16 protein-coding genes are annotated in these 14959 nt (G+C 62.9%); 12 read left to right on the forward strand and 4 right to left on the reverse strand.

Annotated elements, in window-relative coordinates; genetic code table 11:
- Positions 1 to 243 precede the first annotated feature (243 nt).
- Positions 244 to 564 carry a hypothetical protein gene (locus AX725_RS19395; protein WP_060978281.1) on the forward strand — a complete coding sequence of 107 codons (321 nt, stop codon included), beginning with the start codon at positions 244 to 246 and terminating at the stop codon, positions 562 to 564.
- Between the two features lie 168 nt (positions 565 to 732).
- Here the strand turns inward: AX725_RS19395 and AX725_RS21355 are convergent, their stop codons facing one another.
- Entirely contained in the window at positions 733 to 876 is a 144-nt protein-coding gene (locus AX725_RS21355; protein ID WP_167348203.1) for a hypothetical protein, read from the reverse strand.
- Positions 877 to 1481: 605 nt separating this feature from the next.
- Between AX725_RS21355 and tcmP the strand changes: the two genes are divergently transcribed.
- The gene (tcmP, locus tag AX725_RS20720; RefSeq protein ID WP_081097018.1) at positions 1482 to 2402 is read left to right on the forward strand and encodes a three-Cys-motif partner protein TcmP; all 921 of its coding nucleotides are present in this window, start codon (positions 1482 to 1484) and stop codon (positions 2400 to 2402) included.
- Here tcmP and AX725_RS19400 read toward each other — a convergent pair.
- Complete coding sequence (locus tag AX725_RS19400) at positions 2359 to 3114, reverse strand: DUF5131 family protein (protein ID WP_066113893.1); 756 nt, start codon at positions 3112 to 3114, stop codon at positions 2359 to 2361. The two genes, tcmP and AX725_RS19400, sit on opposite strands and share 44 nt — an antisense overlap.
- Positions 3115 to 3173: 59 nt before the next feature.
- Positions 3174 to 4241, reverse strand: a complete 1068-nt coding sequence (locus tag AX725_RS19405) for a succinylglutamate desuccinylase/aspartoacylase family protein (RefSeq protein ID WP_060978282.1) — start codon at positions 4239 to 4241, stop codon at positions 3174 to 3176.
- Positions 4242 to 4545: 304 nt separating this feature from the next.
- Here AX725_RS19405 and rpsM point away from each other — a divergent pair, with 304 nt between their 5' ends.
- The 5 genes from rpsM to AX725_RS19430 all read left to right on the forward strand — a co-directional run bounded on the left by rpsM (position 4546) and on the right by AX725_RS19430 (position 9384).
- Positions 4546 to 4914, forward strand: coding sequence for a 30S ribosomal protein S13 (gene rpsM / locus AX725_RS19410; protein ID WP_023836211.1), 369 nt, complete (start codon positions 4546 to 4548; stop codon positions 4912 to 4914).
- 72 nt (positions 4915 to 4986) lie between these two features.
- Positions 4987 to 5376: a 30S ribosomal protein S11 gene (rpsK, locus tag AX725_RS19415; protein ID WP_023836212.1), complete on the forward strand. Its 390-nt coding sequence runs from the start codon at positions 4987 to 4989 to the stop codon at positions 5374 to 5376.
- Between the two features lie 110 nt (positions 5377 to 5486).
- Positions 5487 to 6539: a DNA-directed RNA polymerase subunit alpha gene (locus tag AX725_RS19420; RefSeq protein WP_060978283.1), complete on the forward strand. Its 1053-nt coding sequence runs from the start codon at positions 5487 to 5489 to the stop codon at positions 6537 to 6539.
- Positions 6540 to 6735: 196 nt separating this feature from the next.
- Entirely contained in the window at positions 6736 to 7155 is a 420-nt protein-coding gene (rplQ, locus tag AX725_RS19425) for a 50S ribosomal protein L17 (protein ID WP_060978284.1), read from the forward strand.
- A gap of 96 nt (positions 7156 to 7251) precedes the next feature.
- Positions 7252 to 9384 (forward strand): prolyl oligopeptidase family serine peptidase, encoded by a 2133-nt coding sequence (locus AX725_RS19430; protein ID WP_060978285.1) that lies wholly within the window; start codon positions 7252 to 7254, stop codon positions 9382 to 9384.
- Positions 9385 to 9421: 37 nt separating this feature from the next.
- Here AX725_RS19430 and AX725_RS21360 read toward each other — a convergent pair whose 3' ends face one another.
- The gene (locus AX725_RS21360) at positions 9422 to 9598 is read right to left on the reverse strand and encodes a hypothetical protein (RefSeq protein WP_167348204.1); all 177 of its coding nucleotides are present in this window, start codon (positions 9596 to 9598) and stop codon (positions 9422 to 9424) included.
- A gap of 82 nt (positions 9599 to 9680) precedes the next feature.
- Between AX725_RS21360 and AX725_RS19435 the strand changes: the two genes are divergently transcribed.
- The 5 genes from AX725_RS19435 (at position 9681) to AX725_RS19455 (ending at position 14750) form a co-directional block, all read left to right on the forward strand.
- Complete coding sequence (locus AX725_RS19435; protein WP_060978286.1) at positions 9681 to 11201, forward strand: M28 family peptidase; 1521 nt, start codon at positions 9681 to 9683, stop codon at positions 11199 to 11201.
- Positions 11202 to 11263: 62 nt separating this feature from the next.
- Positions 11264 to 12721, forward strand: coding sequence for an IMP dehydrogenase (guaB, locus tag AX725_RS19440; RefSeq protein WP_060978287.1), 1458 nt, complete (start codon positions 11264 to 11266; stop codon positions 12719 to 12721).
- 6 nt (positions 12722 to 12727) lie between these two features.
- Positions 12728 to 12988, forward strand: coding sequence for a hypothetical protein (locus AX725_RS19445; RefSeq protein ID WP_060978288.1), 261 nt, complete (start codon positions 12728 to 12730; stop codon positions 12986 to 12988).
- The gene (locus tag AX725_RS19450; RefSeq protein WP_060978289.1) at positions 12985 to 14208 is read left to right on the forward strand and encodes an RsmB/NOP family class I SAM-dependent RNA methyltransferase; all 1224 of its coding nucleotides are present in this window, start codon (positions 12985 to 12987) and stop codon (positions 14206 to 14208) included. Before AX725_RS19445 ends, AX725_RS19450 begins: the two co-directional genes overlap by 4 nt.
- Positions 14209 to 14237: 29 nt before the next feature.
- On the forward strand, positions 14238 to 14750 hold the full coding sequence (locus tag AX725_RS19455; protein ID WP_060978290.1) for a tetratricopeptide repeat protein: 513 nt from the start codon (positions 14238 to 14240) through the stop codon (positions 14748 to 14750).
- Positions 14751 to 14959: the final 209 nt, after the last annotated feature.

Below are 14959 nucleotides of genomic sequence, written 5' to 3' on the forward strand. Positions count from 1 at the left end.
TCAAATCCTCCCACAGCTTGCTGGGGGAGGGGGACCGCCCGCGAAGCGGGTGGTGGAGGGGCAGCGGGTGCGTGCTCCGGCTGAGCGATGGCGCCCTCCCGCTTCCCCTCCACCTCTGACCTTCGGTCAGCGGTCCCCCTCCCCGAGACGAGCTCGGGGAGGATTTGAACGAGGGTGCGCACCGGAACGCAACGCCCCCCACGCGGGTAGTGTTGGGCAGACCCAGCACGAAGGAATTTCCCCATGGCCCAACTCCCCGACGACAACGGTTTCGGCACGATCAACCAGTCGCAGCGCGACAAGCCCCAGGCGAACGATATCGCCGAGGACGCGCTGCACCGCACCGACGATCCCAGCGAGGACAGCGAGAAGGTCGCCAGCGGCGTCAGCGTCATGCCGCTCGACGAACCCGATCTGGTCGACCGCATGGAGCAGATGGTGCGCTCCGGCCGGATCGACACCGACGCCTTTGCCGGCGAGCGCAACGATGACGATGAGGAAAGCGAACTCGGCGAGCTTGCCGACGAAGGCGACGACGATCCGATGGACGTGATCGCGCGCTGATCAGGTCCGGCAGGGTCCTCCCTCGGGATGACGGGGGAGGCGGCCGGAAATGCAGGCTGAAAGAAGCGCGGCCGTTGGCCGGCGAGCGCGCGAGCGACAGGAGCGAAACCGAATGGGGTCGGCGGCCAGCGGATCGCCAGCCTGGTCAGGCGCTTATCGGAAGAGCGATCAGCAGCAGCCCATGCCGCAACAGGCACCCAGCGCGCAGCAGCCTGCCGCGACCATCTGCGTCACCTGGGCGGGTGCAGCGGCAAAGGCGGCGGTTGATGACATCGCAATCCCGAGCGCGGCGAGCTTGAGCATCTTCAACATGAGGCACCTTTCACGAAAGCCAGACCTGTAATCTGCCCTGTGCGGTGCGCGAGCGTCAAGCGGTAAAGTCGCGCAAGCTTCATCGCCGTGACGGCCCGTGCTGTTGGATTTGGCGGCGCGCGCCTGCCTGGCGAGCGATCATGCGCGCAAGCGGCGGGCCGGGCGTCCTTGCGGACGGCGGCGAGGATCGGCGGAGATTTACGGCCGCTCCGCCACGGGCCGATGCTTCCATCTTGCGCTTTCGGCGGCATTGCATGGGGGAGGAAGCGTCAAGCCCCGCGCGCTGACCGTCTGCCGCTTCGGTTCGGCCTCCTCCAGATCGCCTCGCGAAAGCCACCTGATCCCGACCCGCCACCCTCAACGACTGCGAAGGCCTGTGCCGCAGCTCCGCACCGGGCAGATTTGGTGCGGCGGCGGGGTAAGTTATAACCGATTTGGCGAAAAATGTCAATGCGGCTCCTTACACGGCTGTCGGCTTCTGAGCCAATGATAAATTCCGCGCAGGAATTGTCTTCAATCTTGATGCTTTGTGAATTGCAACTATCCGTTGAGCAGGTAATGTGAGCGTCATTAAATAGTCGTTCCTAGGAAAGTGAGGCCTGTTCATGTCAGATAAGCCTAAGCATGCTTTCGGAGACGCATGGACTGAGATCAAGCTAGATGCTATCTCAGAATATCTTAATTTTTATCAGATTGCGCTTAAAAATCAGAATTTTGTTACATGGTATGTTGATGCCTTCGCTGGAACCGGTGAGCGTCATGCGCGAGTGCTAACAGGTGGGCTATTTGAGTCGACGCCCATCGCAGAAGTGGATGAGGTACTTGATGGGAGTGCGCGCAGAGCGCTGGGAGTTACGCCGCCATTCTCCTACTACTGGTTCTCTGAACAGCGTCCTAGTCGCGTGAAGGTCCTTGAAGGGCTAGCTGCTGAATATGAACGAAACTTAATTGTCCGAGGAGGAGATGCTAACGACGAGTTGTATAAGTTATTTACTAGTCCTCCTTGGCAAGGTCACCGAGAGCAAGGGAGGCAGCGTGCAGTGGTGTTTTTAGATCCATATGGAATGAGTGTTAGTTTCGATACTTTAAAAATGTTGGCCGAAACCAAGAGAGTTGACGTATGGTACCTTTTTCCGAGGAAGGCTGTGATACAACAGTTGGCAAACGAGGCCTCCGGGCTTGATGATGACAAGCGGTCTAGTTTGACACGGATTTTTGGCTGCTCAGACTGGGAGAAGAGATTCTATCGCGCGCAACCAAGGCAAGGCAATTTGTTTGGAAGCGATGAACCAGCGAATGCAACAAGGATTGCATCCGGAAATCAAATTGCGTCGTTTGCGCGCGAAAGGTTTGGCGAAATATTCGCCTTCGTCTCTGATCCTCTACCTCTTCTCGTCAATGGACGAGATTTTTTTGAGCTATACTGCTTCTCAAATAACAAGCCAGCAATATCGCTCATCAAGCGGGGCGTTAATCATGTGGTTAGAAAATATACTCCGGCATCTCGTCAAAAGTCTGGCCTCTAAGAATCCTGCCAGTCCGTTTTTTGTTGACGCCACCCCACTGTTTAAAGAAAAATGCTGTCCCATGATCTAAGCATTGGTCTAAAATAGCCTCGACCCATTCTTCATTCATTGGCCTGGCGCGCGGACCACTCTCCCCACCAACAATTGCCCAGTGAATGTCTGTCAAATCTACCGATCCAACGTCACCGATCAGTGGTTCAAAAGAAATAAATCTCACAGATGCAGGGGTTTTCTTTAAAAAATCAATCCGATCGATTACATTTCTATCTTCAACACTTGTTCCAACCCAAACATTTTTCAACGGTTTTGGTGAAATTACACTTAAGATAAGATGCATTCGCTCCGGACGCTTCGTTAAAATCTGATAATGATGCTGCGGCGTTCTTTCCATTACTTGCCAAATTCTAGCAATAAAATCGACATCGACATCAGGATGGAAAAGGTCAGACATCGAATTTACGAATACTCGGCGGGGCTTTTTCCAAGTGTACGGAATGCTCAAAGATGGTTCATGGCTGCGAACAGCACCTGTCCAAACTGCTCCGCGCTTGGAACTGGTTGTAAGGTTTAGATATTTCTCATGGCCCATCGATTGCAGCCGCGCCGCCATGCGCATTGCGTAGCAATTTTTACAGCCTGAACTGGCAATTGAGCAGCCAACAACTGGATTCCAGGTGAGATCGGTCCATTCAATGGCGGATTTTTGGGCCATGGGTCGTCCTTGTTAGAAAGTACTTTATCACAGGTGCCGCGCTTTACAACTGTCCCCCCTCAAATCAACTCATCCTCATCCAGCAGCCGGTCGTTAAGCAGCGCCTCGGTAATCTGATCCACCCTTTGCTCGACATCCCCAAACCGCATCACCTCGGCGATATGCACCAGCGCGTCGCCCTGGTTGACCACGGGCAGCACGGCGTGGCCGATGATGATGCCGTCGATCGGGGCGCGGAATTCTTCGGCGTCGTCGCCGAATATGCCGGTGACGCGGCCGATGACCTCGCCTTTCTTCACCGCGTCGCCCGAGGTGCGCTGCAGCAGGCACAGGCCGCCGCGCGGCGCGCGGACCCAGATGGCGCGGCGGCAGCGGGCGGGGAGGGTGATGCTGGTCGCCTCCGGGTGCGGCTGGATCATGCCCAGATGCGCCATCACGTTGAGCACGCCGTTGACGCCGCAGCGCACCGACAGCTCGTCGAAGCGCAGCGCCTCGCCCGCCTCCATCAGCAGCATGTCGACGCCTTCGCCGCGCGCGATGTCGCGTAAAGAACCGGGGCGCAGCGGGCTCTCGATCACCGCATGCGCGCCGAACAGCATGGCGAGGTCGCGCAACCGCTCGTTATCGGGCGCGATGCGGATCTGCGGCAGGTTGTAGCGATGGACGGCGGCGGAGTGGATATCGATGCCGAGCGAGCAATGGCAGATCACCTCTTTCAGGAACTTGTTGGCGAGCTGCGCGGCGAGCGATCCCCTGGCGCTGCCGGGGAAGGAGCGGTTGAGATCGCGCCGGTCGGGCAGATAGCGGCTGTGCTGCTGAAACCCGAAGATGTTGACAACGGGCAGGAACAGCACCGTGCCCGCCATGGTTTCCGCGTCGAGCTTGGCGAGCACGCGCTGGATCACCGCAGTGCCGATGATCTCGTCGCCATGGATCGCGGCGGAAACGAAGATGCACGGGCCGGGCTTCGCGCCATGCAGCACGCGGACATAGAGGCTGGCGGGAAGCCCGGTCGCGGTGTTGCTCACCGGGATGGCGATCGTCGCCGAGGTGCCGGGGTCGATCGACACGCCCGCAAGCTTGAAGGGTGCGGCACTTTCGCGCGCGGCTATCGTCTCGTCGGTCATCCATGCCCCCTGGTCGCCTTGGGCCATGCGTCCGGCTTGCGCGCAGGCCCTGCAGCGAGTATGACGCCAGCGTGACAGCAGGCGCAAACACTTTGTCGTGCGCCTTATTGCTTTTGTCTTGTCCCGCGCTTGACAGCATGGGCGACTCCGCCTATGCGCGGCTTTCATTTTCATTGAGCGGCTTAAAAACAGGCTTTGCATCGTCCCATATGCGAGGCCTGTGATTTTTGCGCTTTGTGGTTTTGAAGCGTTGAGATGGGGCATGCGGCAGGTGCCGCGCCCTGTGGAGCAGGAGACTTATTAAGTGGCACGTATCGCCGGGGTGAACATCCCCACCAACAAGCGCGTTATCATTGCGCTCACCTATATCCATGGAATTGGCCCCGCCAAGGCACTGGAAATCGCCGACAAGCTGGGCATCGACCACACCCGCCGCGTTCAGGACCTGAGCGACGCCGAGGTGCTGCAGATCCGCGAAACGATCGACGCCGATCACACCGTGGAAGGCGACCTGCGTCGCCAGACCGCGATGAATATCAAGCGTCTGATGGATCTCGCCTGCTATCGCGGCCTGCGTCATCGCAAGGGCCTGCCGGTTCGTGGCCAGCGCACGCACACCAATGCGCGCACCCGCAAGGGCAAGGCCAAGCCGATCGCCGGCAAGAAGAAATAAGGCCGCCGGGGCGCATCCGCGTCCCGCCCTTGTTTTCTTACCCCGCAATCCCTTTATTCCAGGATATTATATATGGCACGCGAACCGCAGAGGCTCAAAAAGCGCGAGCGCAAGAACATTTCGGCCGGCATTGCTCATGTCAACGCCAGCTTCAACAACACCATGATCACCATCACCGACGCCCAGGGCAATGCCATCAGCTGGTCCTCGGCCGGCATGATGGGCTTCAAGGGCAGCCGCAAGTCGACCCCCTATGCTGCACAGGTCTGTGCGGAAGACGCGGGCCGCAAGGCTGCCGAGCACGGCGTCCGCACGCTCGAAGTCGAAGTCAAGGGCCCCGGTTCGGGCCGTGAATCGGCGCTTCGTGCGCTGCAGGCGGTGGGCTTTACCATCACCTCGATCCGCGATGTGACGCCGATCCCGCACAACGGGGTTCGTCCGTCCAAGCGGCGTCGCGTCTGACACCCAGGCTGTCGTTCGGGGTGGCGGACGCGCCACCCAAACAATTTCCGGCCGGGGCTCCCAAGCGCGACATATGAGCGTCGCCCCCGCCCAACACTCAGGGGAAGTCCATGACTGTCAACATCAAGAACTGGCAGGAACTGAAGAAGCCGAACGGTCTTGAAGTCAAGAGCGGCGGCGATCCCAAGCGCAAGGCAACCTTTGTTGCAGAACCTCTCGAGCGCGGCTTCGGCCTGACGCTGGGCAACGCGCTGCGCCGCGTGCTTCTCTCGTCGCTCCAGGGCGCTGCGATCACCTCGATCAAGATCGAAAACGCACTGCACGAGTTCTCCTCGCTCGCCGGCGTGCGCGAAGACGTGACCGATATCGTCCTCAACGTGAAGCAGATCGCGCTGAAGATGGAAGGCGAAGGCCCCAAGCGGCTGCAGCTTTCGGCCACCGGCCCGGCTCAGGTCAAGGCGGGCGACATCGCGGTTTCGGGCGATATCGAGGTGATGAACAAGGATCTCGTGATCTGTCACCTCGATGATGGCGCGACGCTGAACATCGAACTGACCTGCGACACCGGCAAGGGCTATGTCCCCGCCGTGGCCAACCGTCCGGTCGATGCGCCGATCGGCCTGATCCCGGTCGACTCGCTGTTCTCGCCGATCCGTCAGGTGTCGTACAAGGTGGAAAACACCCGCGTCGGCCAGGAACTGGACTATGACCGTCTGTCGCTGACCATCGAGACCGATGGCACCGTGACGCCGGAAGATGCCGTGGCTTATGCTGCGCGCATCCTGCAGGACCAGTTGCAGCTGTTCGTGCACTTCGAAGACAGCATCGCCACCGCGACCACCGGTTCGGTCAGCCAGGCTGCTCCCGAAGAGGGCGATGCCAACCAGATCAACCGCTATCTGCTCAAGAAGGTGGACGAGCTGGAACTGTCGGTGCGTTCGGCCAACTGCCTCAAGAACGACAACATCATCTATATCGGCGATCTGGTTCAGAAGACCGAAGCCGAGATGCTGCGCACCCCGAATTTCGGTCGCAAGTCGCTGAACGAAATCAAGGAAGTGCTTTCCAGCATGGGTCTGCGCCTCGGCATGGACATCCCCGGCTGGCCGCCCGAGAATATCGAGGAAATGGCCAAGAAGCTGGAACAGGAACTGCTGGGCTAAGCCAATCTCGCCCTCTCCCCTTCAGGGGAGAGGGTTGGGAGCTGCGCCAGTGTTGGCGACTTCCCCCCTCCCTCCGCCGCTTTGCGGCTCCTCCCTCTCCCCTGAAGGGGAGAGGGCTTATGGGTTAAAGGCAAGACCCTGATTTGCCAGGACCGGGGTACCTGAAACGGCCCCCTTACGAACGGAGTACAGAAAAATGCGTCACGGAGTAGGCAAGCGCAAGCTGCAGCGGACCAGCGCCCATCGTATCGCGATGCTGCGCAACATGGCAGCCTCGCTGATCAAGCACGAGCAGATCAAGACCACGCTGCCAAAGGCGCGCGAACTGCGTCCCTATGTCGAAAAGCTGATCACGCTGGCCAAGCGTGGAGGCCTTTCCAACCGTCGTCTCGCCATGGCTCGCCTGATGGACGATGCCCAGCTGGTCAAGCTGTTCGACACGCTGGCGCCGCGCTATGCCGACCGCGCCGGTGGCTATACCCGCGTGCTCAAGGCCGGTTTCCGCGCCTCTGACGCCGCGCCGATGGCGATCATCGAGCTGGTCGACCGCGACACCAGCGCCAAAGGCCAGGATTCGGGCCCGGTGATGACCGAGGAAGAATACGAAGGCGCGTAATCGTTTCACGCGATACCGGATTGCCAGACAGGCCGCGAATGCTAAGTTCGCGGCCTGTTTTCGTTTGTCCAATCAACAATCTAAGAGGATCGCCCCATGCGCAACCGCGCCATACTTGCTGCCTTGCTGGGAACCGTCGCCATGACCCTTGCCATGCCCGCCTCCGCCAAGGATGCGCCGATCGCCTATCCGGTGACCGAAAAGGTCGACACCGTGGAAGAGCAGTTCGGCGTCAAGGTGGAGGACCCCTATCGCTGGCTCGAGAACGACGTCCGCGTCGATCCCAAGGTTGCCGCCTGGGTCGAGGCGCAGAACAAGGTCACCGATGCCTATCTCGAGACGCTGCCGGGCCGCGCCGAGCTCGCCAAGCGGATGCGCGCGCTCTATGATTATGCGCGCACCGGCGTACCGCGCGAAAAGGGCGGCCGCTATTTCTTCACGCGCAATTCGGGCCTGCAGAACCAGTCGGTGCTGTATGTCAAGGACAGCAAGGACGCGCCCGAGCGCGTGCTGATCGATCCCAATGGCTGGGCCAAGGACGGCGCCACCGCGCTCGACGCCTGGGTGCCGAGCGACGATGGCAGCAAACTCATCTATTCGATCCAGGATGGCGGCAGCGACTGGCGCACGGTGAAGGTGCTCGATGTCGCGACCGGCAAGGTGCTCGAGGACGAGGTCAAATGGGTGAAATTCTCCAGCCTCGAATGGGACAAGGCGGGCAAGGGCTTCTATTATTCGCGCTTCCCCGAGCCCGACAAGGCGGGCGAGTTCCAGTCGCTCAACACCAACCAGGAAATCCGCTATCACGCGCTCGGCACGCCGCAGAGCGCCGATCCGCTGATCTATGCGACGCCGAACGAACCCAAGCTCAACCATGTCGCCGAGGTGTCGGACGATGGCAGCTTCCTGCTCGTCACCTCGTCCTCGGGCACCGACGAGCGCTATCGCCTCACGATGATCGATGTCGCCAACCCGGCCAAGCGCCGCGTGATCGTGCCCGAGCTCAAGAACGACTGGCAGATGGCCGGCATGGCGGGCGACACGATCTATTTCGTGACCAACAAGGATGCGCCGCGGCTCAAGCTGGTCGCGATGCCGGTCACGGGCGACGAAAGCAGCATCCAGACCGTGGTGCCAGAGAGCGACGCGGTGATCGACGGCGCATCGGTGATCGGCGGCAAGCTGCTGGTCAACTATCTCAAGGACGCCCATGATGTCGTGAAGCTGTTCGACCTCAACGGAAAACCGGCGGGCGATCTGCCGCTGCCGGGCATCGGTTCGGTCGGCGGCTTCCAGGGCGATCTGGATTCGAAGGAAACCTTCTTCTCCTATTCGAGCTTCAACCGCCCGACGACCATCTATCGCTATGATTTGACCAATGGCGCGGTAACGCCCTGGGCCGAGCCGAAGCTGGCGTTCAACCCCGACGATTATGTCGTCGAGCAGCGCTTCTACGCCAGCAAGGACGGCACCAGGGTGCCGATGTTCATCGTGAAGAAGAAGAGCGTGACCGGCCCCGCGCCGACGCTGCTTTATGGCTATGGCGGCTTCAACATCTCGCTGACGCCGGGCTTCTCGCCGACCCGGCTGGCCTGGCTCGAACAGGGCGGGGTGTTCGTTCAGGCGAACATTCGCGGCGGCGGCGAATATGGCAAGGCCTGGCATGATTCCGGTCGCCTCGCCAACAAGCAGAACGTGTTCGACGATTTCATCGCGGCGGGTGAATTCCTGATCAAGGAAGGCGTGACCGGCAAGGACCAGCTCGCCATCCAGGGCGGATCGAACGGCGGTCTGCTGGTCGGCGCGGTGGTCAACCAGCGGCCCGATCTGTTCGCGGCGGCCAATGCGGCGGTCGGCGTGATGGACATGCTGCGCTTCGACCGCTTCACCGCCGGGCGCTACTGGGTCGATGATTATGGCTATCCGAACAAGGAAGCGGACTTCAGGACGCTGATCAAATATTCGCCCTATCACACTATCCGCAAAGCCGATTATCCGGCGGTGATCGTCTCGACCGCGGATACCGACGACCGCGTGGTGCCGGGGCACAGCTTCAAATACACCGCGAAGCTGCAGGCGACCGAGGCCGGCGACAAGCCGCACCTGATCCGCATCGAGACGCGCGCGGGCCATGGCTCGGGCAAGCCGACCGACAAGATCATCGAGGAATCGTCGGACATCTACGCGTTCCTGGCGCATTTCACCGGGCTGAAGATCGCAGGCGAATGAACGGGGCAGGGGGCTGGCGACATGCTGGCCCCCGTCCCTATGACAGTGGCAGGCGACGCTTGCCCTTGAGCCTGCTGGTCAGGTGATAGTGCCCGCAGCGATCGCATCGATAGGGCCTGAGATCGATCGTCGCTGCGATCGCCGCGCGCACCGCGTCATCCTCGCTGACGAAGCGCTGCTTGCGCTGGCAGATCGACAGGCGGGTGCGGGGCATTTCTGCAACAGCTATCCAGATTATGCGGAGGCGATAGGTCGCCTTATTGCACGAGCGCAGCGCTTTGCGCCATGACCTGCCGATGACACAGACCTTCCGGCACCGCGCCCTGACCGCTCTGGCCCTTGCGGCCTCGATCCTTCCCGCCACCGCGATTGCACAAGCCAAGCCCGCGCCGATCAGCGAGGCGGAGGTGCGCAGCCATATCGCTCAACTGGCCAGCGACGCATTCGAAGGACGCGGCCCCGGTTCGGCCGGCGAGACCAAGACGCTGGATTATCTCGCCAAGACCTGGGCCAGCTATGGCCTGGTATCGGGCACCAATGATGCGGCGCATCCGTGGTTCCAGCCGGTGCCGCTGGTCGAGCGCAAGCCCTATGCGCAGGCCTTTTCCGCCAGCGTGCGCGGCAAGCCGCTGAAGCTCGCCGAGGATGGCGTGGCACTTTCCGGGCGCAACCCGACCGACAGGGTTACCGGCGAGCCGCTGTTCGTCGGCTATGGCGTCGGCGCAGATGGCAAGCTCAACGCCGATGTGAAGGGCCGGATCGTGCTGATGCTCTCGGCCGAACCGGTCATTGAGGGCGGGGTCAAGCTGCCCACGTCGCGCGAGCGTCAAAAGTTGCTGGCCGGGGCAGGCGCTGCTGCGGTCCTCGTAGTGCCACCACCCGGCGCACCATGGGGAGGGATGCGTGCCCAGATTGCGACTGGATCGATGCGGTTGGCCAGCGACGATATAGGTGCCCCTATTGGGGGCTTGGTGCGCGGAGATGTGGCAGACACTTTGTTGCGCACAGCCCGGCTCTCGGTGCTTGATGCGCAGTTAAGGGCCGCCAACCTTGATTTCGCCCCCGTCACGCTCCCGGTCACGCTCGATCTCGCCACCAGCACCTCGGTGCGCGCGTTCGAAAGCCACAATGTCATCGGCAAGATCCCCGGCAGCAAGCCAGGCTCCGGCGCGGTGCTGCTGCTCGGCCATTGGGACCATTTCGGCATTTGCCGCAGTGAGGAGGCGGAGGACCGCATCTGCAACGGCGCGGTCGATAATGCGAGTGGCATGGCGGTGCTGCTCACCGTCGCCGAGCGGCTGGCACGCGGCGCGCCGGTGGAGCGCGATGTCTATTTCATGGGCACCACGGCGGAAGAGCGCGGCCTTTTGGGGGCCTATTATTTCGCCGATCATCCCGTCGTGCCGTTGAAGGACATCGCCGTTGCGCTCAATGTCGATACCGTCGCGATCGCGCCTGCCGGGGCGCCGGTGGCGCTGGTCGGGCGCGGCGAGAACGGGCTGGATTCCATCGTCGACGACATCGCGAAGTCGCTGGGGCGCGCAGTCGACAGCGATACCGAGGCGAACGCGTTCATCCGCCGCCAGGATGGCTGGGCGCTCGGTGCCAAGGGCGTCAAGTCGATCATGGCGGGCGGATCGTTCAGCGACATGAAGCTGCTCCAGGCGTTCCTCACTACCGTCTATCATCAGCCCGATGACGAGCTGACCGATGCGACCCCGCTGGGCGGGGCGACCGACGACGCCAATCTGCATGTCGCGCTCGCGCGCTATTTTGCCGACACCGCGAAATATAAGCCCGCAACCACTGGCGATTGACGCGCGGCTTGGTTACATGGGCCGCCACCGAAACCAGATTCGCTAAAGAAAGTGGCACCCGCATGGACATCCCCCTTGGCCTGACATTCGATGACGTTCTGCTGCGCCCGGCAGCGTCGGAAATCGTGCCCAGCCAGGCGGATACGACCACGCGGCTGACCAACAGCATCCGGCTCAACATCCCCGTGCTCTCCTCTGCGATGGACACGGTGACCGAGGCGAGCATGGCGATCGTCATGGCGCAGCTGGGCGGCATCGGCGTGCTGCACCGCAACCTGAGCATCGAAGAGCAGATCGCGGCGGTGCGCCAGGTCAAGCGCTTTGAAAGCGGCATGGTGGTCAATCCGATCACCATCACGCCAGATGCCCCGCTCGCCGAAGCGCAGGCCTTGATGCGCCAGCATGCCATTTCGGGCATCCCGGTGGTCGAACCCTCGGGCAAACTGGCGGGCATTCTCACCAACCGCGACGTGCGCTTTGCCGAGAATCCGGCCCAGCCGGTGCGCGAGCTGATGACCTCGGAAAACCTCGCCACCGTCCCCGCCGATGTCGGCCAGGACGAGGCACGCCGCCTGCTGCACCAGCGCCGGATCGAAAAGCTGCTGGTGGTTGACAAGGACTATCGCTGCATCGGCCTGATCACGGTCAAGGACATCGAAAAGGCGGTGATGAACCCCGATGCGACCAAGGACGCCGCGGGGCGGCTCCGCGTCGCTGCCGCCTCGACGGTCGGCGAGGCGGGGCTGGAGCGCAGCAAGGCGCTGATCGATGCCGAATGCGACCTGATCGTGGTCGATACCGCGCATGGCCATAGCAAGATGGTCGCGGTCGCGGTCGAGGCGATCAAGAAATACAGCAACCATGTCCAGGTGATCGCGGGCAATGTTGCGACCGCTTCGGCCACGCGCGCGCTGATCGATGCGGGGGCGGACGGCGTCAAGGTCGGCATCGGACCGGGCTCGATCTGCACCACGCGCGTCGTCGCGGGTGTCGGCGTGCCGCAGCTCACCGCGATCATGGAATCGGCGGAAGAGGCCGACAAGGCAGGGATTCCGATCGTCGCCGATGGCGGCCTCAGAACCTCGGGCGATGCGGCCAAGGCGCTCGCCGCCGGTGCCTCCACCATCATGATCGGATCGATGCTCGCAGGCACCGAAGAGGCTCCGGGTGAGACCTTCCTGTACCAGGGCCGCGCCTATAAGAGCTATCGCGGCATGGGCAGCGTCGGCGCGATGGCGCGCGGCAGCGCCGACCGCTATTTCCAGCAGGACATCAAGGACCAGCTCAAGCTCGTTCCCGAAGGCATCGAGGGTCAAGTGCCCTACAAGGGCCCGGCGCGCGATGTCGTCCACCAGTTGGTCGGCGGCATCAAGGCGGCGATGGGCTATACCGGCTCGCCGACGATCGAGGCGCTGCGCCGCAATGCCGAATTCGTGCGGATCACCAATGCGGGCCTGCGCGAAAGCCATGTCCATGACGTGTCGATCACCCGCGAGGCCCCGAACTACCCCACGCGCTGACGGGCGATGGTCGAGCTCATCCCCTATATGCTGATCCTGGCCTGGTCTGTACCGGGCCAGCCCGGCAGGGTAGAGGTCGAGCGGGTCAACCAGCTGTTCGCTAGCGCCGAGGCGTGCGAGCGCGCGGCGACGGGCTTTGTTGCGGCGACACAGCATAGCGGCGTGTCGCATGTCTGCATGCCGGTGCCGGGGGCGGAAGAGTTCGATACGCTGTTCCGCCAGCTCGACGCCGAGGCTGAAAAGGCGCGGCGCGAGGGCGAGGAATGACCCCGGCAGCGCGTGTCCAGGCGGCGATCGATCTGGTCGATGCGATCCTGAATGCCGCGCGCGGGCAGGGGGCGAGCGCCGACACGCTGGCGCGCAATTTCTTCCGTGAGCGCCGCTATATGGGGTCGGGCGACCGGCGCGCGGTGCGCGATCTCGCCTGGCGTGCGGTGCGGCGCTTCGGCGAGCTGCCGGTGAACGGACGCGCGGCGCTGGCCGGGCTGGCGCGGGAGGACGATGCGCTCGCCGAGTTGTTCGATGGTTCGACCTATGGTCCGGCGCGGCTGAGCGAAAGCGAGCCGGTGGCCGAAGGTGGCGTCATTCCCGCATGGATCGAGGCGTTGCTGCCGCCGCTGTTCGACGCGGCGGAAAAGGCAGCCTTGCTCGAGCGCGCGCCGCTCGACCTGCGTTACGATCCTTTGCGCACCGACCGCGATGCGCTCAGCGCAGTCTGGCCGGAGATCGTATTCAGCGATTCGCTGCCCCGCGCCGCGCGGCTGCCCGGCAACACGCCGGTCGAGGATAGCGCGCCCTGGCAGGCAGGCGTCATCGACGTCCAGGACTGGGGCAGTCAGGCGATCGTCCAGGCGTGCCTGGGTGAAGAGGCTCCGGCACTGGTGATCGACCTGTGCGCGGGCGCGGGCGGCAAGACGCTCGCGCTCTCCGCCTTGCTGCCCGAGGCGCGGATCATAGCATCGGACACCAGCCGCGACCGCTTGCAGGCGATGGAGCCGCGCAGGAAGCGCGCCGGGCGCGACCGGATCGAGCCGCTGCTGCTCGACCCGAAGCGCGAATGGGACAAGCTGGCGCCGTTCGAGGGCCAGGCCGATCTGGTACTGGTCGATGCGCCGTGCAGCGGATCGGGCACCTGGCGGCGCAATCCCGAAACGCGCTGGCGCCTGACTCCTGATCGGCTCGCGCGTGTAGTGGCGGAGCAGGCACGGCTGATCGAGATCGCGCAGCGGCTGGTGCGGCCCGGCGGGGCTCTGGTCTATGCGGTCTGTTCGCTGCTGCCCGACGAAGGACCACGCCAGGCCGCGCGCGGCTTGTGCGATCGGGAGGGCTGGACTATCGTCAACCCCGATATGCAGATTGGCCGCCTGATCGGAGCCGATGGACGGCTTTGCGACGCATCAGACCCTGCGCCCGCGACCGGCCGACTGCTCACCCCGCGTCATGACGGCACCGATGGCTTTTTCTTCACAAGAGCCCGGCGGTCATGATAGCGTTACGCTCTGCCTGGGAGACTATCATGCGTTTTGCGCCCGCCGCCATTGCCCTGTCGCTCGTTCTTGCGACCGTTTCCAGCACCGGGATCGGCCAGCCGGTGCGCTATGCGGTCAATCCGGCCTCGCAGCTGCTGGTCGATGAAGGCGCAAAGGTGCAGGCTGCGGGCAAGCTCGACGAAGCCAATGGCCTGTACGAGGCCGCGCTCGCGGTCGATCCGGGCAACCGGGCCGCCTATATCGCGCTGGCGCAGGTGGCGAGTGCACAAAATCTGCCGGGCAAGGCGATCCGCTATTATCGCGAGGCGCTGCGGCTCGATCCCAATGATGTCGCGGCCTTGGCCGGCCAGGGCGAGGCGATGATCCAGCGCGGCGCGGTCGAAAAGGCGCGGCGCAACCTGGTGCGCATCGAGGCGCTGTGCACCAGCACCTGCACCGAAGCCGGCCGCCTGCTCGCTGCGATCGACAAGGCCGCGGCCAAGCCGGTGCTTTCCGCCGAAGCGGTGGCATCGACCCCCACGGTGACCGAGCAACCTTGAGCCGCCGGATAGCGCCCCACGTCCGCTCAGCCTGAGCTTGTCGAAGGCCCAGCAACCAAAATCCTCCTCCAGCTTGCTGGGGGAGGGGGACCGCCCGCACAGCGGGTGGTGGAGGGGCAGCGGGTGCGTGCACTGGATCACGGTGTGTGCCATCCCGCTTCCCCTCCACCACCGACCTGCGGTCGGCGGTCCCCCTCCCCGAGACAAGC

It is taken from the genome of Blastomonas sp. CCH9-A1 (genome assembly GCF_001557175.1).
In the GTDB taxonomy this organism is placed as follows: domain Bacteria; phylum Pseudomonadota; class Alphaproteobacteria; order Sphingomonadales; family Sphingomonadaceae; genus Blastomonas; species Blastomonas delafieldii_A.